The 24,010-nt window shown below is 69.8% G+C and carries 21 protein-coding genes and 1 pseudogene; 11 read left to right on the forward strand and 11 right to left on the reverse strand.

Translation table 11 applies throughout. From position 1 onward, the window contains the following. Nucleotides 1-239: 239 nt before the first annotated feature. On the forward strand, nucleotides 240-614 hold the full coding sequence (locus tag ACE1OC_RS03905; protein ID WP_407835746.1) for an SAV_915 family protein: 375 nt from the start codon (nucleotides 240-242) through the stop codon (nucleotides 612-614). Nucleotides 615-627: 13 nt separating this feature from the next. After that, complete coding sequence (lysA, locus tag ACE1OC_RS03910) at nucleotides 628-1,962, forward strand: diaminopimelate decarboxylase (RefSeq protein ID WP_407835815.1); 1,335 nt, start codon at nucleotides 628-630, stop codon at nucleotides 1,960-1,962. A gap of 41 nt (nucleotides 1,963-2,003) precedes the next feature. Here the strand turns inward: lysA and ACE1OC_RS03915 are convergent, their stop codons facing one another. Further along, on the reverse strand, nucleotides 2,004-2,735 hold the full coding sequence (locus ACE1OC_RS03915; protein WP_407835816.1) for a MerR family transcriptional regulator: 732 nt from the start codon (nucleotides 2,733-2,735) through the stop codon (nucleotides 2,004-2,006). A 54-nt stretch (nucleotides 2,736-2,789) separates the two neighbouring features. On the opposite strand from ACE1OC_RS03915, the gene ACE1OC_RS03920 reads away from it, so the two are divergent. Further along, nucleotides 2,790-3,095 carry a hypothetical protein gene (locus ACE1OC_RS03920; RefSeq protein WP_407835817.1) on the forward strand — a complete coding sequence of 102 codons (306 nt, stop codon included), beginning with the start codon at nucleotides 2,790-2,792 and terminating at the stop codon, nucleotides 3,093-3,095. 386 nt (nucleotides 3,096-3,481) lie between these two features. Here ACE1OC_RS03920 and ACE1OC_RS03925 read toward each other — a convergent pair whose 3' ends face one another. From ACE1OC_RS03925 to ACE1OC_RS03935, 3 genes are all read right to left on the reverse strand, one after another. Continuing rightward, nucleotides 3,482-5,419 carry an APC family permease gene (locus ACE1OC_RS03925; RefSeq protein ID WP_407835818.1) on the reverse strand — a complete coding sequence of 646 codons (1,938 nt, stop codon included), beginning with the start codon at nucleotides 5,417-5,419 and terminating at the stop codon, nucleotides 3,482-3,484. A gap of 77 nt (nucleotides 5,420-5,496) precedes the next feature. After that, entirely contained in the window at nucleotides 5,497-5,778 is a 282-nt protein-coding gene (locus ACE1OC_RS03930) for a GNAT family N-acetyltransferase (protein WP_407835819.1), read from the reverse strand. Between the two features lie 157 nt (nucleotides 5,779-5,935). Beyond that, nucleotides 5,936-6,274 carry a hypothetical protein gene (locus ACE1OC_RS03935; protein WP_407835820.1) on the reverse strand — a complete coding sequence of 113 codons (339 nt, stop codon included), beginning with the start codon at nucleotides 6,272-6,274 and terminating at the stop codon, nucleotides 5,936-5,938. A gap of 1,087 nt (nucleotides 6,275-7,361) precedes the next feature. Here ACE1OC_RS03935 and ACE1OC_RS03940 point away from each other — a divergent pair. Continuing rightward, nucleotides 7,362-8,168, forward strand: coding sequence for an SDR family NAD(P)-dependent oxidoreductase (locus ACE1OC_RS03940; protein ID WP_407835821.1), 807 nt, complete (start codon nucleotides 7,362-7,364; stop codon nucleotides 8,166-8,168). A gap of 903 nt (nucleotides 8,169-9,071) precedes the next feature. Here ACE1OC_RS03940 and ACE1OC_RS03945 read toward each other — a convergent pair. The 7 genes and pseudogenes from ACE1OC_RS03945 to ACE1OC_RS03975 all read right to left on the reverse strand — a co-directional run bounded on the left by ACE1OC_RS03945 (nucleotide 9,072) and on the right by ACE1OC_RS03975 (nucleotide 17,236). After that, a complete protein-coding gene (locus tag ACE1OC_RS03945) occupies nucleotides 9,072-9,398 on the reverse strand; it encodes a DUF1048 domain-containing protein (protein ID WP_407835822.1) in 327 nt (108 codons plus the stop codon). A gap of 4 nt (nucleotides 9,399-9,402) precedes the next feature. Continuing rightward, nucleotides 9,403-9,771: pseudogene (locus ACE1OC_RS03950) on the reverse strand (hypothetical protein); the annotation flags it as partial. A 60-nt stretch (nucleotides 9,772-9,831) separates the two neighbouring features. Further along, a complete protein-coding gene (locus ACE1OC_RS03955) occupies nucleotides 9,832-10,527 on the reverse strand; it encodes a response regulator (protein WP_407841474.1) in 696 nt (231 codons plus the stop codon). 374 nt (nucleotides 10,528-10,901) lie between these two features. Further along, on the reverse strand, nucleotides 10,902-11,687 hold the full coding sequence (locus tag ACE1OC_RS03960; RefSeq protein WP_407835823.1) for a GNAT family N-acetyltransferase: 786 nt from the start codon (nucleotides 11,685-11,687) through the stop codon (nucleotides 10,902-10,904). A 167-nt stretch (nucleotides 11,688-11,854) separates the two neighbouring features. Further along, nucleotides 11,855-12,661, reverse strand: a complete 807-nt coding sequence (locus tag ACE1OC_RS03965; RefSeq protein ID WP_407835824.1) for an SDR family NAD(P)-dependent oxidoreductase — start codon at nucleotides 12,659-12,661, stop codon at nucleotides 11,855-11,857. 324 nt (nucleotides 12,662-12,985) lie between these two features. Continuing rightward, nucleotides 12,986-15,133: a potassium-transporting ATPase subunit KdpB gene (gene kdpB / locus ACE1OC_RS03970; protein ID WP_407835825.1), complete on the reverse strand. Its 2,148-nt coding sequence runs from the start codon at nucleotides 15,131-15,133 to the stop codon at nucleotides 12,986-12,988. Between the two features lie 225 nt (nucleotides 15,134-15,358). Next, a complete protein-coding gene (locus ACE1OC_RS03975) occupies nucleotides 15,359-17,236 on the reverse strand; it encodes an APC family permease (RefSeq protein WP_407835826.1) in 1,878 nt (625 codons plus the stop codon). Between the two features lie 240 nt (nucleotides 17,237-17,476). Here ACE1OC_RS03975 and kdpF (ACE1OC_RS03980) point away from each other — a divergent pair, with 240 nt between their 5' ends. From kdpF (ACE1OC_RS03980) to ACE1OC_RS04010, 7 genes are all read left to right on the forward strand, one after another. After that, nucleotides 17,477-17,566 carry a K(+)-transporting ATPase subunit F gene (kdpF, locus tag ACE1OC_RS03980; protein WP_407835827.1) on the forward strand — a complete coding sequence of 30 codons (90 nt, stop codon included), beginning with the start codon at nucleotides 17,477-17,479 and terminating at the stop codon, nucleotides 17,564-17,566. Nucleotides 17,567-17,612: 46 nt separating this feature from the next. Then, the gene (locus ACE1OC_RS03985; protein WP_407835828.1) at nucleotides 17,613-18,371 is read left to right on the forward strand and encodes a DUF4118 domain-containing protein; all 759 of its coding nucleotides are present in this window, start codon (nucleotides 17,613-17,615) and stop codon (nucleotides 18,369-18,371) included. 243 nt (nucleotides 18,372-18,614) lie between these two features. Next, nucleotides 18,615-18,704 carry a K(+)-transporting ATPase subunit F gene (gene kdpF, locus ACE1OC_RS03990; protein WP_267724323.1) on the forward strand — a complete coding sequence of 30 codons (90 nt, stop codon included), beginning with the start codon at nucleotides 18,615-18,617 and terminating at the stop codon, nucleotides 18,702-18,704. Between the two features lie 8 nt (nucleotides 18,705-18,712). Then, nucleotides 18,713-20,377 (forward strand): potassium-transporting ATPase subunit KdpA, encoded by a 1,665-nt coding sequence (gene kdpA, locus ACE1OC_RS03995; RefSeq protein WP_407835829.1) that lies wholly within the window; start codon nucleotides 18,713-18,715, stop codon nucleotides 20,375-20,377. Continuing rightward, nucleotides 20,374-22,473, forward strand: coding sequence for a potassium-transporting ATPase subunit KdpB (kdpB, locus tag ACE1OC_RS04000; protein ID WP_407835830.1), 2,100 nt, complete (start codon nucleotides 20,374-20,376; stop codon nucleotides 22,471-22,473). Before kdpA ends, kdpB (ACE1OC_RS04000) begins: the two co-directional genes overlap by 4 nt. A gap of 5 nt (nucleotides 22,474-22,478) precedes the next feature. Further along, nucleotides 22,479-23,195, forward strand: coding sequence for a potassium-transporting ATPase subunit C (locus ACE1OC_RS04005; RefSeq protein WP_407835831.1), 717 nt, complete (start codon nucleotides 22,479-22,481; stop codon nucleotides 23,193-23,195). A gap of 121 nt (nucleotides 23,196-23,316) precedes the next feature. Continuing rightward, on the forward strand, nucleotides 23,317-24,000 hold the full coding sequence (locus tag ACE1OC_RS04010; protein ID WP_407835832.1) for a response regulator: 684 nt from the start codon (nucleotides 23,317-23,319) through the stop codon (nucleotides 23,998-24,000). Nucleotides 24,001-24,010 lie beyond the last annotated feature (10 nt).

The following is a 24,010-nucleotide window of genomic DNA, read 5'->3' on the forward strand; positions in this document are numbered from 1 at the left end:
GGTTCGCGGTGGTTTCTGATGCCCTTCCTACGCGGGATCCGGAAACCATGACGGGTTTCTGACGGCGCCCGGCGGCGCCCGTCAGTGATCCGTATGGACTCGGCCGGTCGCCGTCAAGGTCCTGTCAGGGGGTGACCACAGGTGGACGCATGCGGGGATAGCTTCGGTGTCGCGCCCCGGACCGCCTCCCCGCATCCGGGGCCTCCACTGCCGCTCGTGGTTCCCCCTTGGAGGGCCCCATGTGTTTGTTCCAGTACGAGGACGACCCTGAGCCTGAAGAACGTGTCCCGGCCGGGCCCCTGTACGTACCGGCCCGGCCGGGATCCGCGCAGGTGGTGGTGCGCCTGTTCCGCACCCCGCTGGGCGCCCGTACCGCCGTCGGCTTCACCACCGCGGAGCGGCTCGTGGCCACCCTGGGCGCCGGGCAGCCCTGGATCCGGCTCTCCGAGACCGCGCTCCGCGCGCTGGCCGAACCGCTCGGAGCCTCCCTGCTGACCGTCGATCCCACCCTCACCGCTCCCCCGGTCACTCCGACGGCGGCCACCGGCCCCGTCACGGCGCGGGACACCGCTCCCGTTCCGCAGACCCCCGACACCACTGCCCGGACCGCCTGAAGGGGATCGCACCATGACCATCTCCGCCCTCCCGGAGATCCTGACCGGCGCCGACGACCTGTCCCCGTGGCCCGCCTCCACCACCCTGCTCCCGCACGGCGGCCTGGCCGTCGGCGGGGTGTCGCTGACCGAGATCGCCGAGCGGTTCGACACCCCGGCCTACGTCCTGGACGAGGGCGAGGTGCGCGGACGCTGCCGTACCTACCGGGAGGCCTTCCCCGACGCCGAAGTCCTGTACGCGGCCAAGGCGTTCCTCTCCCGCGCCATGGTGCGCTGGATGCAGGAGGAGGGCCTGGGCCTGGACGTCTGCTCCGCCGGGGAGCTGGAACTCGCCGTGACCGCGGGATTCCCGCCCGAACGCATCGTGCTGCACGGCAATGCCAAGTCGCCCCGGGACATCGCGACCGCGCTACGGCTCGGGGTGGGGCGGATCGTCATCGACAGTCCGTCCGAGATCGCCCGGATCGCGGCCGCCGTCGGCCCCCACGGCCACCAGAGCGTCATGGTGCGTGTGGTGCCGGGCGTCTCGGCCGGCGGCCACGACAAGATCCGCACCGATACGGACGACCAGAAGTTCGGCCTGTCCCTCGCCGACGGGGGTGCGCGGCACGCCATCGCGAAGATCCTGTCCCAGCCGCAGCTCGAACTCACCGGCCTGCACTGCCACATCGGCTCCCAGATCACCGAGGTGAAGCCCTACCTGACGGCCCTGCGCCGCATGGTGGGGCTCATGGCCCACATCCGCGATGCGCACGGGACCGCCCTGCCCGAGCTGGACATGGGCGGCGGCCACGGCATCGCCTACCGGCCCGGCGAACCCGCCCTCGACCTCACCCTGCTCGCCCGGCAGCTCCGTACCGAACTGATCGAGAGCTGCGCCGCCGCCGGGCTGACCGTGCCCCGGCTCGTCATCGAACCCGGCCGGGCCATCGCCGGGCCTGCGGGAGTCGCCCTGTACCGGGTGCTCACCGTCAAGCACACCGGCGAGCGGGTCTTCGTCGCCGTCGACGGCGGCATGAGCGACAACCCCCGGCCCGCCCTGTACGGGGCGCGGTACGCGCCCCGGCTCCTGGGACGCCACTCCACGGCCGAATGCCGTACGGCCACGGTAGTCGGCCGCCACTGCGAGGCGGGCGACATCCTCGCCGCCGACGTCGACCTGCCGGGCGACATCCACCCCGGCGACCTGCTCGCCGTCCCGGTGGCGGGCGCGTACCAGCTCTCCATGGCCTCCGGGTACAACATGGTCGGCCGCCCCCCGGTCATCGCGGTCCACGAGGGCGCGGCCCGGGTGCTGGTGCGGCGCGAGACGCTGGACGACTTCCGCAGCCGTGACATCGGTCGCTAACGTCTCGTCACGCACCGGGGTCCTGCGTCGTACGCGTCGAGTCAGATGTCCAGGTGTGCACGAATGAGCGTGTCGAGTCGCTGCCAGGCCAGTGACGAGGCGTTGACCGTGCCCTGGATGAGCGCGGGGATCTCGGAGGCCGTATCCAACTCGGGCAGTTCGTCGGGGCCGTAGCGTCCCCGATGCGCTTCGGCGATCCGGCGGGCGAGGTCATCGATGCGGGGATCGTCGGCGTCGAGGTCATATGCGTGGTCGTACTCGAGGAAGAGCTGCCGTAGCGCGGGGTCGGCCAGGATCTCGGCTTGCTCGTGGAACAGGGTGTTCGCGCGGTCTGGGTGGGTGGCGAACACGAGGATCCACAGGTCGCGTTGCAGGTTCACCCATCGCGGCGTGAATCCCCAGCGGGCCAGCTGCTCCAGGTGGGCGCCGACCTCGGTGGGCAGCGGCGCCAGCTGCCCGGCGGCGAGCTGGCGCAGGCGTCCTTGCGTTGCCTGCAGGCCGTGGATGCGGGCGGTGAGTTCGGCGTCGATCTCGCGCAGCGCCGCTCGAAACTCCTCGTCGGTTGCCGATCTCAGGTCCCGGATACGGGCCAGGGGGACGCCGGCTTCGGCGAGCGTCCGGATCTTGATCAGGTCGATGACGTCGTTCGCACCGTAGCGGCGGTAACCGGACGCGTCACGGTCGGGCTCGGGGAGCAGGCCCTTGTCGTGATAGACGCGGATGGTCTTGATCGACACTCCCACGTAGCCGGCCAGCTGCCCGATGGTGATCACACTGCCATCCTCCCACTTGACCCTGCCCCTGGGGCAGGGTTGCAGCATGGAGTCATGACGAACACGAACAAGAACCCGAACACGAACATCGATCGGGAGACCCTGCGCGAGCTTGCCGATGCGGGCAACGAGACCGCTTTGGACCGACTGGCCGACCTCGCCGACGCAGCCGGTGACCTCGGAGAGCTGAGCGAGCTGCTGGACGAGGGTTCCATGCACGCCGGGCTCCTCCTCACCCGGCATGCGGTCGCGACGGGCGACCTTCGCGAGCTGCAACGCATCTCCGACGCCGGCTACGACGAGGCCGGGAATGAGCTGGACCGGCTGCTGAAGGCACCGACCGACCGCCATCGGGATTGAGGATCCGACCGGTCACCGCAACGGCGCTCCAAGCCGCGGTCATCGGGGGCGGCCCGCGCCTGCCTCTGTCGAAACCGCCACGCCCACGAACGACGCCTATGCGCCGCCGCCGACCGGGCGAACCTTGCCTGACGCGGCTCTGGCTAGGGCCGGTAGAAGAGCTCGACCGCCATCGCGACGATGACCGCCCAGACGCCGATGCCGAGCAGCCACAGGACGTCGAGGACGGCGCCGGTGGCGATGACGGTCAAGCCAGCCGCTCCGAGGGCGAGTACGGTCCGGCGAATGCCGCGGTCTGGAAGCCAGTCGATGGTCACACCAGTGAGAATCCCGCTGGATCCTCCTCCAGTCGAGGACCCAGCGGGATTCCTGTCGGATTCCTGACGTCAGCCGGCGTGGACGTGGGGGCGGCGGGCCCGGTCGGGTTCGGCCTCGCGGATGACCTCGCGGGTGACGGGGGCGACTTCGCCCTGGCCGAAGAGGAAGAAGCGCAGGAAGTTGGCCATCGGGTTGCCCTCGGTCCACTCGAAGTAGATGTGGGGGCGCTGGCCGGTCTCGTCGCGGACGTGGAGCAGGAAGGCCGCCAGGGCGTTGGGGATGCTGGAGCTCTCCAGGGTCAGGACGCGGTAGCGGCCGTGGAGCACTTCGCCGCGGACCCGCATCCCGGATTCGAACTCGGAAGCGTCCAGGACGGTGACTTCGACGAACATGACGTCGTCGCCGGTCGGGATGTCATTGTCCGCGCGGATCTGTTCCTTCTTCTGGCGGTACTCGTCGAGGTCCCGGTTGTCGGGCTCGTTGGCGATGAAGCGGATCGTGCGGTTGGACGTGTCGCGGATGAAGCGCTGCGCCATGTCGTCCAGTTCCACGTCCGTGACGCGGAGCTCGAAGACGCGCGCGAGGCGGGAGAGGAGGGAGAGGGCCATGATGCCGGCGATGAAGCAGGCACCGATCTTCACGCCGTCGGGGCGCTCCACGACGTTCACGGCCGTGGTGTAGATGAAAACGGCGGAGATGACGCCGAAGGCGATGGTCCAGCCGCGCTCGCCGGCCCGGCGGGCGGCGATGGTCACGGCGACGGCCGCCGAGGTGATCAGGACCAGGACGCCGGTTGCGTAGGCGCCGCCCTGCGCGTCGACGTCGGCGTTGAAGATCCAGGTCACCAGGAACGCGACCAGCGTGAAGACGATGACCATGGGGCGCAGGGCGCGGGCCCAGTGCGGGGCCATGCCGTAGCGGGGCAGGTAGCGCGGCATCAGGTTCAGCAGGCCGGCCATCGCCGAAGAGCCCGCAAACCACAGGATCATGATCGTGGAGATGTCGTAGACCGTGCCGAAAGCGGAGCCCAGATACTCGTGCGCCAGGTAGGCCAGGGCGCGTCCGTTGGCCTCGCCGCCCGGCTTGAACTGGTCGGCCGGGATCAGGAGCGTGGTGATGAAGCTGGAGCAGATCAGGAAGACGCTCATGATGATGGCCGCGGTCGTCAGCAGCTTCTTCGCGCCACGGATCCGGCCTGCAGGCTTCGCCTCGGTGTCCTCGGGGTCGCCCTTGACGTGCGGCATGACCGCCACACCGGTCTCGAACCCGGAGAGGCCGAGCGCGAGCTTCGGGAACACGATGAGGGCGATGGCGATCATCATGAACGGGTTGCCGTGCTCGGTGGTCAGCGCGGTCGTCCAGTCGGTGACGACGTGCGGTTCCGACATCACGTTCCAGAGCCCGACGGCCACGACCACCACGTTCAGGCCGAGGTAGGTGGCCACCAGGACCACGGCGACGCCGATGGCCTCGCTGAACCCCTTGAGGAAGACCGCTCCGAGCAGCGCGATCATGATCAGGGTGATCAGTACTTCGTGACCGTGGAGCGTGCTGGTGAGGTGCGGGTTCTCCACCAGGTGCGCGGTGGCGTCGGCCGCGGAGAGGGTGATGGTGATGAGGAAGTCGGTCGCCGCGAACCCGAGCAGGGTCAGGACGAACAGCTTCCCCTTCCAGAACGACAGCAGCTTCTCCAGCATGGCGATCGAGCCCTCGCCGTGCGGGCTCTCCTCCGCGACTCGCCGGTAGACGGGCAGCGCGCCGAAAAGGGTGAGCAGGACCAGCACGATGGTCGCCAGGGGCGACAGCAGTCCGGCCGCCAGCGCCGCGATGCCGGGCTGGTAGCCGAGGGTGGAGAAGTAGTCGAGACCCGTCAGGCACATGACCCGCCACCACGGACGGCCGTGCGGCTGGGCCGCCGCCTCCTTGGCGGCGGGCGAACTGTTCTCGGCGGTCAAGCCTTCCAGCATCCACGCCCGCAGGCGCGACGTGCGGGCAGGGGTGGCCATCGTGGTGGGCTCCTGTCGTACGGCAAAGAGTCAGCCATCGACGTCGACGGCTGAGCAAGCGTACGCAGCCTGATCACTTATGCCCGCACTTGAGCCAATCCTGACGCGTCCTTAACGCACACCCTCCCGGTGGAGTAGTGGACGTACTCCCGTTGCAGCCGGAACCCCGCCTGCCAGGCCAGCAGCCGGCCGGTCCGGTTGTGCCGGAAGCAGGACCAGCTCGGCATCCGGCCGCGAGCCGCGGTGTCCTCGCACAGGGCGTTCACGCAGGCCAGCACCAGATGCTGGCTGCGGCGGCCGGGGTCGGTGTGGACGGCAACGTCCTCGTAGCGGCTCCCCAGGCCGTACGTACACGCCACCGCGAGCAGGCGTCCGTGTTGGAAGGCACCCCAGGCTGCCCCCGATCCCGTGGGGCCGGCCCCATGTCGCGTGTGCCCAGGACGCCTCGGGCGGGAGCCCGGCCAGTACCGGGGCATCGTCGGCGGTCAGCCTCCGTACGTCCACACCGCGAATCCGTCACCCCGGCAGCGAGGGCGCCTCCTGGACGTAGACCATCCACTCCCGGAGCTCGACCTGGGAGAAGGCCGCGCGTATCACCGGTGCGAAGTGTTCCGGAACCTCGAAGCAGCTCGCCGCGAGGGAGGTGAAGGTGCTCGGGAGCTCGTGCGGGTCGCCCCGCAGGACGGCTCGGTCGCCGTACGAGACGTCGACGACCCGGGGTGCGACGGGCCGGTCGGCCCACCAGCGCCCGATGCCGATGGTCAGGACGTGCTCGGCCAGGGCGGCGACTCCTGGCGCACCGGCCGGAACCCATCGGGCGAGGGTGGAGAGTCCGGAAGGACCGAGCTCTAGCACGTGTGTGCCTCCTCGCAGAGCGGAAGACGGAGGGCGGGGCGGCCCGGACGGAGGCCGCCCCCGCGAGGGAGCCGGCGAGGTGTGGATCGACGCCGGCCGGCCTGGAAGGCCGTGGTCAGGGGGTGGTGAGGAACCTGCGGGCGGCCGGTGGTCGCCACGGCCGCCCGCAGGGTCTCCAACGGCGCCGGAGCACCGGGAAGTCAGCGCGGCACGCGCTCGGCGACGTCGGCGTGACCCCGGCACGGCTCCGCCATGCCGGCGGCCGTTCGTCGTGGCGCTGACCCAGGTCCATGTCGTCCATCCAACTGCCGTGCCGGGCAGCATTCAAGGGTTCATACGGGCAATTGACACCAACCCGACGAAATCCGCCCGAGGCGGTGGCCACGCCGACTGCGTCGTCCCGCCTTCGCCGCCGTCGGCAAGACAGGACGTGCAGGGCAGCACGTAGCCCGGCCCTCGGAACCACGCGAACCGTCCGGCCCCGGTATCCCCCGCCCGGGAGCCGGACGGCTCATGTGGTGTGCGACGGCTGACCGGCACGCGGTCGCATCGGCCCGTACCCCCACGGTGGGACCATGCGCTTCGTCGGCGGTGTTCAGGTCACCGCCCTCAAGCCGCGTGCCGCCGGTCCGTCAACCGGCTCCGTCGCACCATCAGTCTGTGCAAGGCCGAGGGCCGCGACAACACTTCCTGACGCGTTCCTTCCGCATGGCCGTCGATCTTTGACGCGGCCCTGACGACGTGCGGACATGGCCGTGATCCCGTCACCCGGCCCACGTCAGAAGGCCGTCAAGGACCCGTTCAGGATCTTGTCCGCCGGGCCCGGATCCGCTGGGATGAAGGCATGAACAGCGGTCCGCGCTACGACGATCGGCCACCGAATCCGGTGCAGCCGACGGCGCACGCTGTCCGCCCGGCCTTCTGACACCGGCCGCGCGTCATCCACGTACCTGCCGCCGGCCTGGCGCAAACAGCCGGGCCGGGCTCCGTACGCATCACATCACCGCATGAGCCGAGCCCACACCCGCCACGTGCCGGGTCGCCGGGCTCGTCAGCCATGCCCGCTTCCAGCATCCAGGAATCCGACATGCCTTCAACCCTGTCCGGACGTACCGTCCTCGTCACCGGAGCGACCTCCGGCATCGGCTACGAGACCGCCCGTCAGCTCGCCGAACGCGGCGCCGTCGTCCTCCTCCACGGCCGCACCGCCGAGGAGGCCCAGGCCGCCGCCGACCGGCTCATCGCCACCGCCGGAATCGACGGCGCCCTCGTGCGCCCGCTCGCCGCCGACTTCGCCCGCCTGGAGGAGGTCGAGGACCTGGCCCACGCCGTCGTACGCGAACACCCGCGCCTCGACGTCCTGGTCAACAACGCGGCCATCGCCGCGCCCGAGCGCCACACCCTCACCGCCGACGGCAACGAGATCGCCTTCCAGGTCAACTTCCTCGCCCACTACCTCCTGACGGACCTCCTCGGAGCCGCCCTCACCACCGACCGCGGCGGCCGGGTCGTCAACGTCTCCTCCTCGCTCCACCGCACCGCCGCCATCCAGTGGAACGACCCGCAGCGCATCCGCCGCTACTCGCGCCTCGCCACCTACGCGCAGTCGCAGCTGGCACTGACCGTCTTCGCCGCCGACCCGCGCGTCACCGCCGTCTCCATCCACCCCGGGATCTGCGAGACCGGCCTGCTCTCCCTGTACGGGAACGAGGGCGACTCCGCCTCCCAGGGCGCGGCGCACGTCGTACGGCTCTGCGATCCGGCCACCGAGATCGTCAACGGCGCCTACTACGACCGCGACGAGCGCGTCGCCCCGGCGGCGGCCGCCACCGACGACCGCACGATCAAGCGCCTCAACAAACTCGCCGACCTCCTCGTCGGCCACACGGCCTGAAGGGATCACCGGACATGTCCAAGCGCGCCCGCAAGAAGAGGTCCCGCCGCAGGAAGGGCTCCAACCACGGCAGCAAACCCTGCTGCTGACCGGCAACCAACTCCACGGGGCGGCCCTGCGACCGGGGCCGCCCCGTATCCGTGTCCCGAGGAAGAATCATGATCAACCCGGCTCCCGGCCCTCGCCGGCTGGTTTCCCACAGACACCCCCGGCCCGTCCGCTCTCACCGAGCACGCCCTGACCACCGATACCGGCCGCGGGCGAGCGGACCGCGTCATCCAGCCGCGCGCCATCGCCGCCGAATGCGGGGACCATGTACTCCTGTGCGGAGACCCGCAGGCACTGACGGCGAGAGACCTCGCGCGGTTCACCGACCGCCAGATCGAGGCAACCGGCCGGATCCTCCCGCTGATCAGGACGGCCTTCGACCACGTCTCGCCCCGGCAACGCATGGTGCACGTCAGACGCTCCGCCGCATCGGCCGCTCGGCCGCCGCGGGGCGTGACCGTACGCGGCTGGATGCGCGGGACATCCACGCGCTCGCCGCGCTTCCGCCGGCGATGAGCCGGATCCACCACACCTGGGCGGACCGGAATCCCTCTCGCGTTCTCGGCAGCGCCTACGAGGACATCGCCTGCGTCACCATCCCCGACCCGCGCCTGCAATACCTGGCGCTCGACTGCACACCTTCCTGCCCGCGTGAAGGCTCTACCCGGTGGTCCACTCAATCCTCGACACCGAACTGCACGTCATCCCCGACGCCGGCCACCCCGTGGTCGAAGAGCACCTCGGTCTGGTGGCGAGGGACACCGGGCACGCAGATCTCCCTACAGTCAGGAACGGCGCGGAGTTCCCGTGCCACCTCGGCCTGCCCTGGCCTGAGGCGGCACGGGGCGACGGGTGCTACTGCCCGGCCGTCCCGGGGGCCCCGCTGAGGGATTCCTGGTAGACGTCCGCATAGGTGCGTGAGTCCTTGACCAGGTCGTCGCAGAACGCGGCGACGTCGTCGCCGACGAGTTGCAGGACCCCCTTGCCCGCGGCGACGCCCTCCTCGAAGAAGTCGACGATCCCGGGGAGCAGGGGTCCGTCGGGCAGGTCGACCGGCCCGACCTTGAACAGGTACTTCTGCATCTCCCTGTAGACGATCTGGTAGTCCGGCGGGAGCTCCTTGACCCGGGCGGTGTGCGCCCGCCACTGCTTCTTGCCTTCGATGATGTCCTGGATGCCCACGTCAGCCTCCCAGCCGGCTCAGCTTCTTCGCGACGTTCCTGTTCAACTGCTCGCGCCACCGGTCGCGGTAGGTGCGAGCCCCTTCTCCACCGGCCAGCACCGTGCAGAAGCCCCGGATGTCGTCGCCGAGCACCTCGTGGACGCTCTGCCCGTCCGCCGAGGTTGCTTCGAGCAGGCCCAGGGCGGAGTCGAGGATCGGCATCAGGTTGCGGCCGGTGAAGTCACCGTGGGCAAAGAGGTGGCAGGGCCTCGGCCCGGGCCTCGAACGCCTTCCATTCCCTGGTGATGGCGTACCCGTAGGTCTCCTCGCGGTCGATGATCTCGAGCACGCACCCTTCGAGCGTGCCCTCAGCATCTCCGTCAGGTCGTCCATCGCGGGCGCCGGGGAATCGACGGGCCTTGAGGCGGCGCCGCCCTGTCGTCTTCGCTGCCCTCACGCGTCGAAGCGGTACCCCATGCCGGGAGCGGTGATCAGGTGGCGCGGGTGCGACGGGTCCGCTTCCAGCTTCCGCCTGAGGTGGGCCATGTACACCCGCAGGTAGTTGGTCTGCGTTCCGTACGAGGTACCCCACACCTCCTGGAGCAGACGGCGCTGGCTGACGAGCCGGCCGCGGTTGCGGATCAGGACCTCCAGCAGGTGCCATTCCGTCGGCGTCAGTCTGATGCTCTGCCCCCGGCGCCTGGCCTTCTTCGCCAGCAGGTCGACGGTGAACTCCTCGGTCTCCACGACCGCTTCATCCGCGCCGACCGAGCCAACCGAGCCGTGTGCCAGTGTGCGGCGGGCGACGGATCCCAGCCGGGCCAGCAGCTCGTCCATGCTGAAGGGTTTGGTGATGTAGTCGTCGGCGCCCGCATCCAAGGCCTGGATCTTCTCCTCGGAGCCGTGGCGGGCAGAGACCACCAGGACGGGCACCTTCGACCACACGCGCAGCCGCTTGATCACGTCAATGCCGTCCATGTCGGGCAGCCCGAGATCGAGCAGCACCACGTCCGGGCGACGGGACGCCACGGCGTCCAGGGCCGTGCCCCCGTCCTGCGCGCACTCCACGTCGTACTTGCGAGCCTTCAGATTGATGACCAGCAACCGTGCGAGCTGCGGCTCGTCATCCACCACCAGCACCCGGGTCATCGGCGTGCCGCCTTCCTGTCGTACCTCATGAACGGTCACGTCGAGGAAACAGCGGATTCCCGGCCGTCCCGGCACTCCTTGACAACGTCCATACGGCGCGTGGCGCGACCTTGACGACCCCCATACGGCACGTCCGGCCTGCCTCCGGCTGCGGCACACTGGCCGGCGATAGGGCTCTGCCGAAGGCAGGCCGCCGTGTTTCGACGGCGTACGGCAGACGGGGAACCGTCCGCCCGGCGAAGCGATCGGGAAGGTCCGGAAGTCGGGCGACGGCTTCGTGTGGATCGGGCTCCACGAGCCCGGACCGCAGGAGCACCGTTCCTTCCGGCGCAACGGCTGACCCGGGTTCGCCGGTCAGGCGTTGGCGTAAAGACTCACGCCGCCTCCGCCCGGCTGCCGAACCCCGGACGGCGGGCGGGGCCGGTCGCGTAGTGGACGTACTCGCGGGTCAGGCGGAACCCGGCCGACCAGGCCAGGAGTCGGCTGGGTCGGTTGTCGCGGGAGCAGGTCCAGCTCGGTGTGCGGCCGCGTGCGGCGATGTCCCCGCAGAGGGCGGTGACACAGGCGAGGGCGAGGTGCTGACGACGGTGGCCGGGGTCGGCCAGGGCCGCCACGTCCTCGTGCCGGCTGCCGAGGAAGTAGGTGCAAGCCAGCGAGAGGGCGCGGCCGCGGTGGAAGGCACCCCAGCCGAGGCCAGAGGACGCGAGCTGCTCGGCGCCGCCCCAGGTCTTGTGGATCCAGGCCGCCTCCGGTCCGAGAGCGGCGAGGGCCGGCGCGTCCTTCGGGGTCAGGCGGCGCACCGTGATGCCGTGCGCCGGGCGGGCCGGCATGGCGGGCGCCTGGTGTACGTAGACCAGGCGCTCCCACGGATCGACGCGCTGGAAGCCGTTGCCGAGGACGGGCAGGAAGCGGGCCGGGGCTTCGACGTAGCTGCCCGCGAAACGCGCGAGGGCACCGGGAGCGAGTGCGCCCGGGTCCCCGCGCAGCAGGACGTGGTCCCCGCTGGAGACCGCGATCACCCTCGGGTCCACGGCACGGTCCGCCCACCAGCGGCCGCTCCCGGTGGTCATGACGTGCTCGGGGAGAGCCGCGACACCGGGAGCCCCGCCGGGAAACCAGCGGGCCAGAGCGGGCAGACGGGAGGGAAGGAGTTCGATCACGACGGACGCCGCCTAGGTCGAAGAGGGAAGCGGGGCGGGGGCGACCCGGGGCAGTGGGCCGCCCCCGCGGGGAACCGGCGCCGGTGAGCGTCGGCGCCGGCCGGCCTTACGGCCGGGATGGGAGTTGCGCGCTCGGAGGTGGGCGCTTGGACTGTGCGCGGACCCCGTCAGACGGAGTGGCCGACGAGCTGGTCGGCGAGCCTGTTCAGCCGCTTGACCGTGCGTTCCTCGGTCGCGCCGGCGGCGGGCTCCATCCGCTCGCTGCGGTCGTAATAGGCGCCGTTGACGATCTCGACGGCCGGATCGCAGAGCCGCACCACGTGGGCGGCGCCCTCGGCGGGGGTCGCGCCCTCGTGTCCGTACAGAGGCATCAGCGCGGTGTCGCAGACGCCCGGGTTGACGGACACGGCGGTGACACGGGGGTCGGCGGCGAACACGGTGAGCGCGAGCCGTGACTGGGCGTACGCCGCGAGCCGCGAGTACCGACGCGTGCGGTTCGGGTCGTTCCACATGATCGACGCGGTGCGGTGCATGGAGGAGGAGACGTTCACGACGCGCCCGCCCGGGTCGGTGGTGAGCACCGGCTCCAGCAGGTGCGTCAGCAGGTAGTGGGCGAGGAAGTTGACCTGGAAGGCGAGCTCGTTGCCGTCGGGGGTGACCGTGTGCCGTTCGGGGGCGGCGACAGCGGCATTGTTGACCAGGACGTCGAGGTACTGGTGCCCGGTGACGACCCGGTTGGCGAGCCGCTCGACCTCGTCGAGCCGCGTGAAGTCCGCCGCGCACGGACGCAGGAGTTCCGCGTCGATGTCGGCGGTGGCGAGGAGTCGCTTCACGGCAGCCCGGGCCTCGTCCGGGGTGCGGCCGTGGAGAAGGACGGTGGCGCCGCACTCGGCGAGCAGGCGGGCGGTCTCATAGCCGATGCCGGAAGTGGCACCGGTGACCATGACGGCCCGGCCGGACAGGAACGAAGGCATGAGTGGTCCAGGGGACGGGCACGGCGGCGGGCGGCCGAGGAGGCCGTGGCGCAGTCGTGCGGTGGAGTGTGATCCCGTATCCGTATTGCGTACGGGGGTGCGCGCACATGCGGGTGCGCGGCTGGCCGCCTGCGCGGCCGAGGCGCTTGCCGCCAGAATCAACAGGCGCTGTGACGGCAGAGGCGAACAGGGCGCTTGCCCGGCGGCGCCGGATGCGGCGGCCGGTCGTCGTGGCGCTGACCGATGTTCACGCCATCCATCCAACTGCCTTGGGAGTCAAGGCTCAAGCTCCCTGATGACCCCCTGATGCCGTCTTGGCGGACTTCAGCCGAGCCCGGGGATCGTGGACACCAGCAGGTCGATGAGCTTGATGCCGACGAAGGGCAGGACCAGGCCGCCGAGGCCGTAGACGGCGAGGTTGCGGCGCAGCAAGTCGTGGGCGGAGGCCGGGCGGTAGCGGACGCCGCGCAGGGCCAGCGGGATGAGGGCGACGATGATCAGGGCGTTGAAGATGATCGCGGAGGTGATCGCGGACGTCGGGCTGCTCAGACCCATGATGTTGAGGGCTTCGAGTCCCGGGTAGGCCGCGGTGAACATGGCCGGGATGATCGCGAAGTACTTCGCGACGTCGTTCGTGATCGAGAAGGTGGTCAGGGCCCCCCGGGTGATGAGGAGTTGTTTGCCGATCTCGACGATCTCGATGAGCTTGGTCGGGTTGGAGTCCAGGTCCACCATGTTCCCGGCCTCCTTGGCGGCCGAGGTGCCGGTGTTCATCGCGACGCCGACGTCCGCCTGCGCGAGGGCCGGGGCGTCGTTCGTACCGTCACCCGTCATCGCGACGAGCTTTCCGCCGGCCTGCTCCCGCTTGATGAGCGCGAGCTTGTCCTCGGGGGTCGCCTCGGCGAGGTACTCGTCGACCCCGGCTTCCTGCGCGATGGCCTTGGCGGTCAGCGGGTTGTCGCCGGTCACCATGACCGTACGGATCCCCATGGCGCGCAGCTCCGCGAAGCGCTCCCGGATCCCCTCCTTGACCACGTCCTTGAGGTGGATGATCCCGAGGACCCGGGGTCCGTCCCAGTCGTGGACGGCCACCAGGAGCGGTGTTCCGCCGGAGGCCGAGACCCCGTTGGACCAGTCCAGGGCCTCCGTCGGTACGGTCCCGCCGCGCAAGGTCACCCATGCGGCCACCTGGGCCGCCGCGCCCTTGCGGATGGCGCAGCCGGCTCCGTTCTCCCAGCTCAGGTTGATTCCGCTCATGCGCGTACGGGCGCTGAACGCTTGGAAGCGCGGGCTGCTCAGGTCTTCCTCGGCAACCGCCTTCAGCCCGTACTGCTGGGCCAGGGCGACCACGGACCGGCCCTCCGGAGTCTCGTCGGACAGTGAGGCCAGCTGGGCGGCGTCCGCGAGCTTGATGTGGTCGATGCCCGGCAGCGGGATGAAGGAGGCGGCCTCGCGGTTCCCGAGGGTGATGGTGCCGGTCTTGTCGAGGAGGAGGGTGTCGACGTCGCCGGCGGCCTCGACCGCGCGCCCGCTCATCGCGACGACGTTGCGCTGGACGAGGCGGTCCATGCCCGCGATGCCGATCGCGGAGAGCAGCGCGCCGATGGTGGTGGGGATGAGCGTGACGAGGAGGGCCACGAGGACGGTGGTGGTCTGGGCGGCGCCCGCGTAGGCGGCCATCGGCTGGAGCGAGACGACGACCAGGATGAAGACGACCGTGAGGGCGGCCAGCAGGATGTTGAGCGCGACCTCGTTCGGTGTCTTCTGCCGGGTGGCGCCCTCGACCAGGGCGATCATGCGGTCGATGAAGCTGTGTCCCGGGCGCGAGGTGACGCGCACGACGATCGAGTCGGAGAGCACGGTGGTGCCGCCCGTGACGCTCGAACGGTCGCCGCCGGACTCCCGGATCACCGCCGCCGATTCGCCGGTGACGGCGGATTCGTCGACGGCCGCGGCGCCGTCGATGACGTCGCCGTCGGCCGGGATCAGCTCCCCCGCCTCCACCAGCACGACGTCCAGGGGCTGCAGCTCGCTCGGGGCAACGGCCTCGGTCTCGGCCTGGCGCAGGTTCATGCCGTAGGTCCAGTGCCGCAGCCGCAGCGCGACGGTGTCCGTACGCGCCTTGCGCAGCGACTCGGCCTGGGCCCGGCCGCGGCCCTCGGCGACGGCCTCGGCGAAGTTGGCGAAGATCACCGTCAACCAGAGCCAGACACTGATCACCCAGGTGAAGACGGACGGGTGGATGAGCGCCGACAGCGTGGTCAGTACGGATCCGACGGCCACCACGAACAGCACAGGTTTGCCGACCAGTTCACGGGGGTGGAGCTTGCGTACGGCCTCGCGGAAGGAGGCCGCCGGCCGTATCGACTCCGGCAGCAGCGGTCCGGCCGGGCGTCTTCTGGGCGGCCGGTTGACCGGCGCCTGCGACGGGGACGGGACGGGAGGTACCTGCCGGGTGGCGGCGGGAGGCATGGAGAGACCTTCTGGTGGGTTCGGCTCAGCCGGAGAGAGGTGTGCACCGCCGGGGATCCGTCCCTTGTGGGACCCCCTCCGGCTCGTCGCGTGACGTGGGATCCCCGGCGGTGGAACGGGCAGAAAACTACTGCCCGTTCCACCGGAATTCGGCGCGTGGGCCGGGGAATTGGCACCGTCTTGACGGCGGCGCACGAGACGCGTCAAGCCGCCGTCAAGGGCACGTCAGCGTGCGCCGTCGGTGATCCGGAAGCGCAGGCGGCAGATGACGGCGTCGGTGTCGCGGCGTACGGCGTGGGCGACGACGGAGCCTCGCTGGTTCTGGAGCATCCGCTGCCACAGGTGGGCGGGTTCGGTCTCCGGGATGAGCACGGTGACCTGGGCGCCGGGGTGGGCCTGCGCGAGCTTTCGTACGTACTCCGACACCGGGCGGCCGAGCGAGCGGGTGTCCGAGGCGACCTCGACGAGCTCGACTCCCGGGTTCCACAACTCCCAGTCCCTGCGCAGCGCTTCGGTCGTCCGCCGGTCCTCGGGAGCGGGGTGGGTGACGGTGACGGCGAGGACTTCGTCGCCGAGGGAGCGGGCGGCGGTGAGGGCCTGGCAGGTCAGCTTCGAGAGCCCGGAGACGGGAACCACGACGAGCGACCGGGCCCGGTGCGGCGGCTGCGGGACGCGGCCGAGTTCGAGGCGTTCCCCGATCTCCGCGTAGGCGCGGTGGACGCATCCGAAGCCGAGGACGATCAGCGGCAGGGCGAGCACGATCATCCAAGCGCCCTCGGTGAACTTGGTGCCGGTGACCACGACCGCCGAGACACCGGTCAGCAGGGCGCCGAGGCCGTTGAGCGCGGCCTTGGTCTGCCAGCCCTTCGGGCGTTCGGCGTTCCAGTGCCGGACCATGCCCACCTGGCAGATGGTGAAGCCGACGAAGACGCCGATGGCGAAGAGCGGGACGAGGGTGTTGGTGTCACCGCCCGAGAAGACGAGCAGGACCGCCGAGACGAGCGCCAGCCAGACCACACCGTGGCGGTGCACCTGCCGGTCGGCCTTGAGAGCGAAGAAGTGCGGCAGATGGTTGTCGCGCGCCAACAGGCTCATGAGCACCGGCAACCCGCCGAAGGACGTGTTGGCCGCCAGGGCGAGCAGCACCATGGTGGCGAACTGGACCACGTAGAAGGCCGCGTTGTGCCCGAACGAAGCGTCCGCGAGCTGGGCGAGGACGGTGACACCCTCCACCGGCTGGAGGTGGAAGCGGCCGATGAGGACCGACAGGCCGATCAGCATGATGCCGAGCAGGGCGCCGAGGGCGACCTCGGTGCGCTGCGCCCGGCGGGCGGCCGGGGCGCGGAAGGACGGCACCGCGTTGGCGACCGCCTCGACACCGGTCAGGGCGGAGCAGCCGGCGGCAAAGGCCTTCAGCAGCAGCAGCGCACCCACGGTCGTGGCCCCCTCCCCGAGCGCGGAGGCATGCCCCGCGGCGGAGGCGGTGCTGGCCGGGCCGTCACGGAAGAGCCCGACGACGATCATGGCGAGGACCGAGCCGACGAAGAGGGCCGTGGGGACGAGGAAGGCCTTGGCCGAGTCGACGACCCCGCGCAGGTTCACGGCGGTGACCAGGACCAGGACGGCGAGGCAGATCCAGACGCGCTCGCCGTGGAGACCCGGGAAGGCCGAGGTCAGGGCAGCCACGCCGGCGGTGACGGACACCGCGACGTTCAGGACGTAGTCGAGGATCAGCGAGGCCGCGGCGACCAGGCTCGTAGGCCGGCCCAGGTGCTTCTTCGCCACGGCGTACGAGCCGCCGCCGTCCGGGAACGCGGCGATCACCTGCCGGTACGAGGCCACCAGTACGGCGAGGAGCGCGGCGATCGCCAGAGTGACGGGGAGGGTGAAGCCGAGCCCGTACGCGCCGGCCGCGGCCAGCACGAGCACGATCGACTCGGGCCCGTACGCGACGGACGCCATCGCGTCGAGCGACAGCGCGGCCAGGCCCTGGAGGGCGGTCAGCTTGTGCCGGTCCCCCGCCCCAACCGCGCCCGTATCAGGGGGCTCCTCCTGGCCCGGCCCCTGAGCAGCCGCGGTCGGTTTCCCTGTGTGTATGGCCATGTCGCCGTTCCCTCCGAATGAGCAAAGTGAGGACAGCGTCGGAGGCGCACCGGGCGGCCGCCAGCATCCTTGGCGCCTTCCATACGCCGGACCGGCCACTCTTCACGTGATTCATACGCACGGGTGGCGGAAGCGTATGAGGTCCGTCAAGAGGCACTGTCACGCGTTGCCGCGGCGCTGCGGAGGGGCAGGCTTGGTCTGGGCGACACCAGCCCGACCAGAACACATGAGGAGACCTCGATGGACGCGGAGAACGTGGTCGGCCTGGTCATCGCCCTTGCGCTGCTCGGCTATCTCGTGTTCGCCCTGATCAAGCCCGACACGTTCTGAACGGTGGCCTGATCCAAGATCGGCTCGTCCGGACGGGAGGCCTCACATGTCCGGGTACTGGTTCCGTCTCCGCGACCCCGTCGCCCTGGCAGCGGGTCTCGTGGCCCCCTTCCTGGTGGCACTCGCGCTCGTGCCCTTCCGTACGGATCTCTCATCGACGAACGCCGCGCTGATCCTGGTCGTCGCCGTCGTCGCGGTCGCCTCCACGGGCACCAGGGCAGCCGGGGCGCTGGCCGCGCTCTCGGCGGCCGCCTGGTTCGACTTCTTCCTCACCGAGCCCTATCAACGGTTCGCCATCACCGACGGCAACGACGTCGAGACGGCGATCCTGCTGCTGATCGTCGGCCTGATCGTCTCGCAGCTGGCAGTACGTGCCCGCCGCCTCCAGGCGGTCGTCGTCACCGATACCGCACACATGTCGAGCCTCCGGGGGACCGCCCGGCTGGCCGAGGACGGCGGCTCGCCCGACGCGGTGGTCGAGTACGTACGCCGCGAGCTCGTAGGCCTGCTGGGTCTGCGCGGCTGCCGCTTCGAGTACGGGACCCTGATGGGGAACCTGCCCCGGGTCGAACACGGCGGCGGCCTGTGGCTGCGTCACGGGAACCGGATCACGGAGTACGCGGACTGGCCCGAGGGCGAGACCGAGCTCCGTGCCGTCGGTGGCGGCCACTACTACGGACGCTTCCTCCTCGAACCGCACCCGGGCCGCCCCCTGCCCTCCGAGGAAGCCCGCCTCGTAGCCGTCGCGCTGGCCGCTCAGGCCGGTGCCGCCCTGGACTCGGCCGGCCTGCCCCACCAGGGATGACCGCCCATAGGCGGCATGGCGCGTAAGGACGGCGTTAAGGGTTCCCCTGCCGCCGTAAGGACCCCGTCAAGGCGTCTTAACACCCGGGTGAAGACACGGTTGTCTCGTCGTCATCGGCCATCTGGCCGATTCATTTCTTCCCTTCTTCACTCAGGAGCTCACGATGGCCGACCTGGCCTTCGTCGTCACCACGGTCGCGGTGTTCGCGCTGGTGGCTCTCATCGCCCGGGGGGTGACCAAGCTGTGACCGTCGAAAACGTTGTCGGCCTCGTCGTAGCCGTCTCCCTGCTCGGCTACCTCATCCTCGCCCTCGTGTACCCGGAGAGGTTCTGAGCACTGATATGAGCCCCGTAACCGCTGGTGTGCTCCAGCTGCTCGCGCTGATCGGCGCGCTCGCGCTGGCCTACCGTCCCCTCGGCGACCACATGGCCCGGGTCTACTCCTCCGAGAAGCACTACAAGCCGGAGAAGTGGATCTACAAGGCGGTCGGCGCCAACCTGGCGGCCGAGATGCGCTGGCCCGCGTACCTGCGCGCCGTCCTCGCCTTCTCGGCCGTGAGCGTCCTGTTCCTCTACGCCCTCCAGCGGGCCCAGGGCATCCTGCCCGGCTCGCTCGGATTCTCCGCGATCGACCCGGACCAGGCCTTCAACACCGCTGCCTCCTTCGTCGCGAACACCAACTGGCAGTCGTACTACGGCGAACAGGCCATGGGCCACGTCGTGCAGACCGGCGGCCTCGCGGTACAGAACTTCGTCTCGGCGGCGGTCGGCATGGCCGTCGCGGTCGCCCTCGTACGGGGCTTCGCACGCTCCCGCACCGGTGAACTCGGCAACTTCTGGGCCGACCTGGTGCGCGGTGTCGTCCGTATCCTGCTGCCGATCTCCGTGATCGGCGCCCTCGTCCTGGTCGCCTGCGGCGCGATCCAGAACTTCGCCGGCGTCCATGAGGTCGGCCAGTTCTTGGGCGGCACACAGCAGTGGAACGGCGGGGCGGTGGCCTCGCAGGAGGTCATCAAGGAGCTCGGCACCAACGGCGGCGGCTACTTCAACGCCAACTCGGCTCACCCCTTCGAGAACCCGACGCCGTTCTCGAACCTCTTCGAGATCTTCCTGATCCTGGTCATCCCCTTCGCGATGACGCGGACCTTCGGGCGCATGGTCGGAAACCTGCGTCAGGGTTACGCGATCCTCGCGACCATGGGCATCATCTGGGTCGGTTTCACCGCGCTGATGATGTGGACCGAGTTCGCCCACCACGGACCGGCCTTCGACGTGGCCGGCGGGGCGATGGAGGGCAAGGAGACCCGGTACGGCATCGGCGCCTCCGCCATCTTCTCGGTGGCGACCACCCTCACCTCGACAGGTGCCGTCAACTCCTTCCACTCCTCCTACACCGGCCTCGGCGGCGGGATCCAGCTGCTGGGCATGCAGCTCGGCGAGATCGCGCCCGGCGGCGTCGGATCCGGCCTCTACGGCATGCTGATCATGGCGATCATCGCGGTGTTCATCGCCGGCCTGATGGTCGGCCGCACCCCCGAGTACCTCGGCAAGAAGATCGGCACCCGCCAGATCAAGTTCGCCGCCTGCTACATCCTCATCACCCCGGCCCTGGTGCTCGGCTTCACCGCGGCGGCCATGGCGCTGCCCACCCCGGGCAACTCGATGACGAACTCCGGGGCGCACGGCTTCTCCGAAATCCTCTACGCCTACACCTCGGGCGCGAACAACAACGGCTCCGCCTTCGCCGGCCTGAACGCCGACACCCAGTGGTTCAACAGCACCATCGGCATCGCGATGCTGCTGGGCCGCTTCCTGCCGATGGTCTTCGTCCTGGCCCTGGCCGGCTCACTGGCCGAGCAGAAGCCCGTCCCCGAGACGGCAGGCACGCTCCGCACCGACAAGCCGCTCTACGCGGGCCTCCTCGTCGGCACGATCCTCATCATCACCGGTCTGACCTACTTCCCGGCCCTGGCGCTGGGTCCGCTCGCCGAAGGGCTCGCATCATGAGCACCGCCACTCCGACCCGTGCTCCGCACGACGACCTGCCCACCGGCCACAAGCCGCCCGCCGGCCGCGTCGGTGGGGGCCTGTTCGACCCGAAGCAGCTGCTGAAGTCCTTCCCGGACGCCGTCCGCAAGCTCGACCCGCGCAGCATGATCAAGTCCCCGGTCATGTTCGTGGTCCTGATCGGGTCGGTCGTCACCACCGTCCTCGCGATCAAGGACCCGACCGACTGGTTCGGCTGGGCGATCACCGCCTGGCTGTGGCTGACCACGATCTTCGCCAACCTCGCCGAAGCCGTCGCCGAGGGCCGCGGCAAGGCCCAGGCCGACACCCTGCGCAAGGCCAAGACCGACACCGTCGCCCGCCGCCTGAACGGCGCCGTCGAGGAACAGGTCCCGGGCACGGAGCTCCGTATCGGCGACCTCGTCGTGTGCGAAGCCGGGGACGTCATCCCCGGCGACGGCGACGTCGTCGAAGGCGTCGCCTCGGTCGACGAATCCGCCATCACCGGCGAATCCGCCCCCGTCATCCGCGAGTCGGGCGGCGACCGCTCCGCCGTGACGGGCGGCACCAAGGTCCTCTCCGACCGGATCGTCATCAAGATCACGACCAAGCCCGGCGAAACCTTCATCGATCGCATGATCGCGCTCGTCGAAGGTGCGGCGAGGCAGAAGACGCCCAACGAGATCGCGCTCAACATTTTGCTCGCCTCGCTGACCATCGTCTTCCTGCTCGCCGTCGTCACCCTCCAGCCGTTCGCGATCTACGCCGGCGCCAAGCAGTCCATGATCGTGCTCACTGCGCTCCTGGTCTGTCTGATCCCGACCACCATCGGTGCGCTCCTGTCGGCCATCGGCATCGCAGGCATGGACCGCCTGGTCCAGCGCAACGTCCTCGCCATGTCCGGCCGCGCCGTAGAGGCCGCCGGCGACGTCTCGACCCTGCTGCTCGACAAGACGGGCACCATCACCCTCGGCAACCGCCAGGCCTCCGAGTTCGTCCCGGTCAAGGGCACGACGGAAGCCGAGGTGGCGGACGCCGCCCAGCTCTCCTCCCTCGCGGACGAGACCCCCGAGGGCCGCTCCATCGTGGTCCTCGCGAAGGAGAAGTACGGCCTGCGCGAACGCCACCAGGGCGAACTGGTGGGCGCCGAATGGATCCCCTTCACCGCGCAGACCCGTATGTCGGGTGTGGACGCCGACGGCAAGAAGACCCGCAAGGGGGCGGCCGGTTCGGTCATCACCTGGGTCAAGGAGCGGGGCGGCCGGGTTTCCGAGGACGCCGATCTCCTCGCCAACCGCATCTCCGAGGCCGGCGGCACGCCGCTGCTGGTCGCGGTCGAGGACGACAAGGGCGCACGTGTCCTGGGTGTCATCCACCTCAAGGACGTGGTCAAGGAGGGCATGCGCGAACGCTTCGACGAGCTGCGCCGCATGGGCATCAAGACCATCATGATCACGGGTGACAACCCGCTGACCGCGAAGGCCATCGCGGAGGAAGCCGGGGTCGACGACTTCCTCGCGGAAGCCACCCCCGAGGACAAGATGGCCCTCATCAAGCGGGAGCAGGCCGGCGGAAAGCTCGTCGCCATGACCGGCGACGGTACGAACGACGCCCCGGCCCTCGCCCAGGCGGACGTCGGCGTCGCGATGAACACCGGCACCTCGGCCGCCAAGGAGGCCGGGAACATGGTGGACCTCGACTCCAACCCCACCAAACTCATCGAAATCGTCGAGATCGGCAAGCAGTTGCTGATCACCCGCGGCGCACTGACCACCTTCTCCATCGCCAACGACGTCGCCAAGTACTTCGCGATCATCCCGGCCATGTTCGCGGCGGTCTACCCGGGCCTGGACAAGCTCAACATCATGGGCCTGGCATCCCCAGAGTCGGCGATCCTCTCCGCCGTCATCTTCAACGCGTTGATCATCATCGCGCTCGTGCCGCTCGCCCTCAAGGGCGTCCAGTACAAGCCGACCAGCGCAGACAAGATGCTCCGCCGCAACATCGGGATCTACGGACTCGGCGGTCTCATCGCCCCGTTCATCGGCATCAAGCTCATCGACCTGCTCATCACCCTCATCCCCGGAATCGGCTGACCCCAATGAACAACTCTGTAGGAAACACAGTGCGGTTGATCGGGGCGGGCCTGCGGGCCCTGCTGGTCCTCACGATCGTCTGCGGGGTCATCTACCCGCTCGCCGTCACCGGGATCGCCCAGGCCGTCTTCAACGACAAGGCCAACGGCTCCGAGATCAAGGACAAGGACGGCAAGGTCGTCGGCTCCTCCCTCATCGGGCAGAGCTACAACCTGCCGAAGAAGGACCCGAACGACGCCGAGGAAGCGGTCGAGCCGGACCTCAAGTGGTTCCAGCCGCGCCCCTCCAACGGCCTCGGCTCCAACAGCGTCAACACCCAGTACTCGCTGATCCTTTCCGGCGCCACCAACCGCTCCGCCGACAACGGCGCGGCCAACGGCAAGTGCACCGACCAGGCCGAAGAGGGCACCCTCTGCGCCCAGGTCATCGCCGCCAAGGAAGCCGTCATCGCGGACAACACGACCGCGTCCTACGCCGTCAAGCCCGAGGACGTCCCGGCCGACGCCGTCACCTCCTCCGGCTCCGGCCTCGACCCCGACATCTCCCCCGAGTACGCGAAGCTCCAGGTCCACCGGGTCGCCGAGCAGAACGGGCTCGACGTCAAGCAGGTCGAGAAGCTCGTCGCCGACCACACCACCGGCCGCACCCTCGGCTTCATGGGCGAACCCCGCGTCAACGTCCTCCAACTCAACACCGCCCTCAGGGCACTGACCAAGAGCTGACGTTCCGCATGGCAAGTGTGCGGAGCCGGCGGGACGCGGAGACCCCCAGCCATCGCGGGGAGTGCCCCGACCTCCCGCCGGCTCCGACCCGTAACCACTGGAAGAGGAAGGCCCCACACCGATGATCAAGGTGCTGGTGGTGGAAGACGATGCCCAGCTCGTCCGCGCGCTCAGGATCAACCTGGAGGCCCGGAAGTTCGAGGTTCAGACGGCTTCCGACGGAAACACCGCCCTGAGACTGGCAGCTGCCCGCAAGCCGGACGTCATCCTGCTGGACCTCGGTCTGCCGGACATGGACGGCATCGACGTGATCAAGGACGTACGGGAGGGCAGCGGCGTCCCGATTCTCGTGCTCTCCGCCCGGCACACCTCCGAGGAGAAGATCCGCGCCCTGGACGCGGGGGCCGACGACTACGTCACCAAGCCGTTCAGCATGGACGAACTCCTCGCCCGCCTGCGGGCCGCCGTACGCCGCCCAGAGGTCGCCACGCCTGAGCACGAGATCGCCGTGGTCACGACCGATGACTTCACCGTCGACCTCGTCGCGAAGAAGGTGATCCGAAACGATCGCAGCGTGCGGCTGACACCGACCGAGTGGCACCTCCTGGAGATCCTCATCACCCACCCGGGCCGCCTGATCAGCCAGCGCAAGCTGTTGCTCGACGTCTGGGGACCGACGTACTCCGAGCACACCAACTACCTGCGGGTCTACATGGCCCAGCTGCGCCGCAAACTGGAAGCGGACCCCTCGCACCCGAGGTACCTGATCACCGAGCCCGGCATGGGCTACCGCTTCGAGGAATGACGTAACCACC

It is taken from the genome of Streptomyces stoeckheimensis (assembly GCF_045822005.1).
GTDB lineage: Bacteria > Actinomycetota > Actinomycetes > Streptomycetales > Streptomycetaceae > Streptomyces > Streptomyces stoeckheimensis.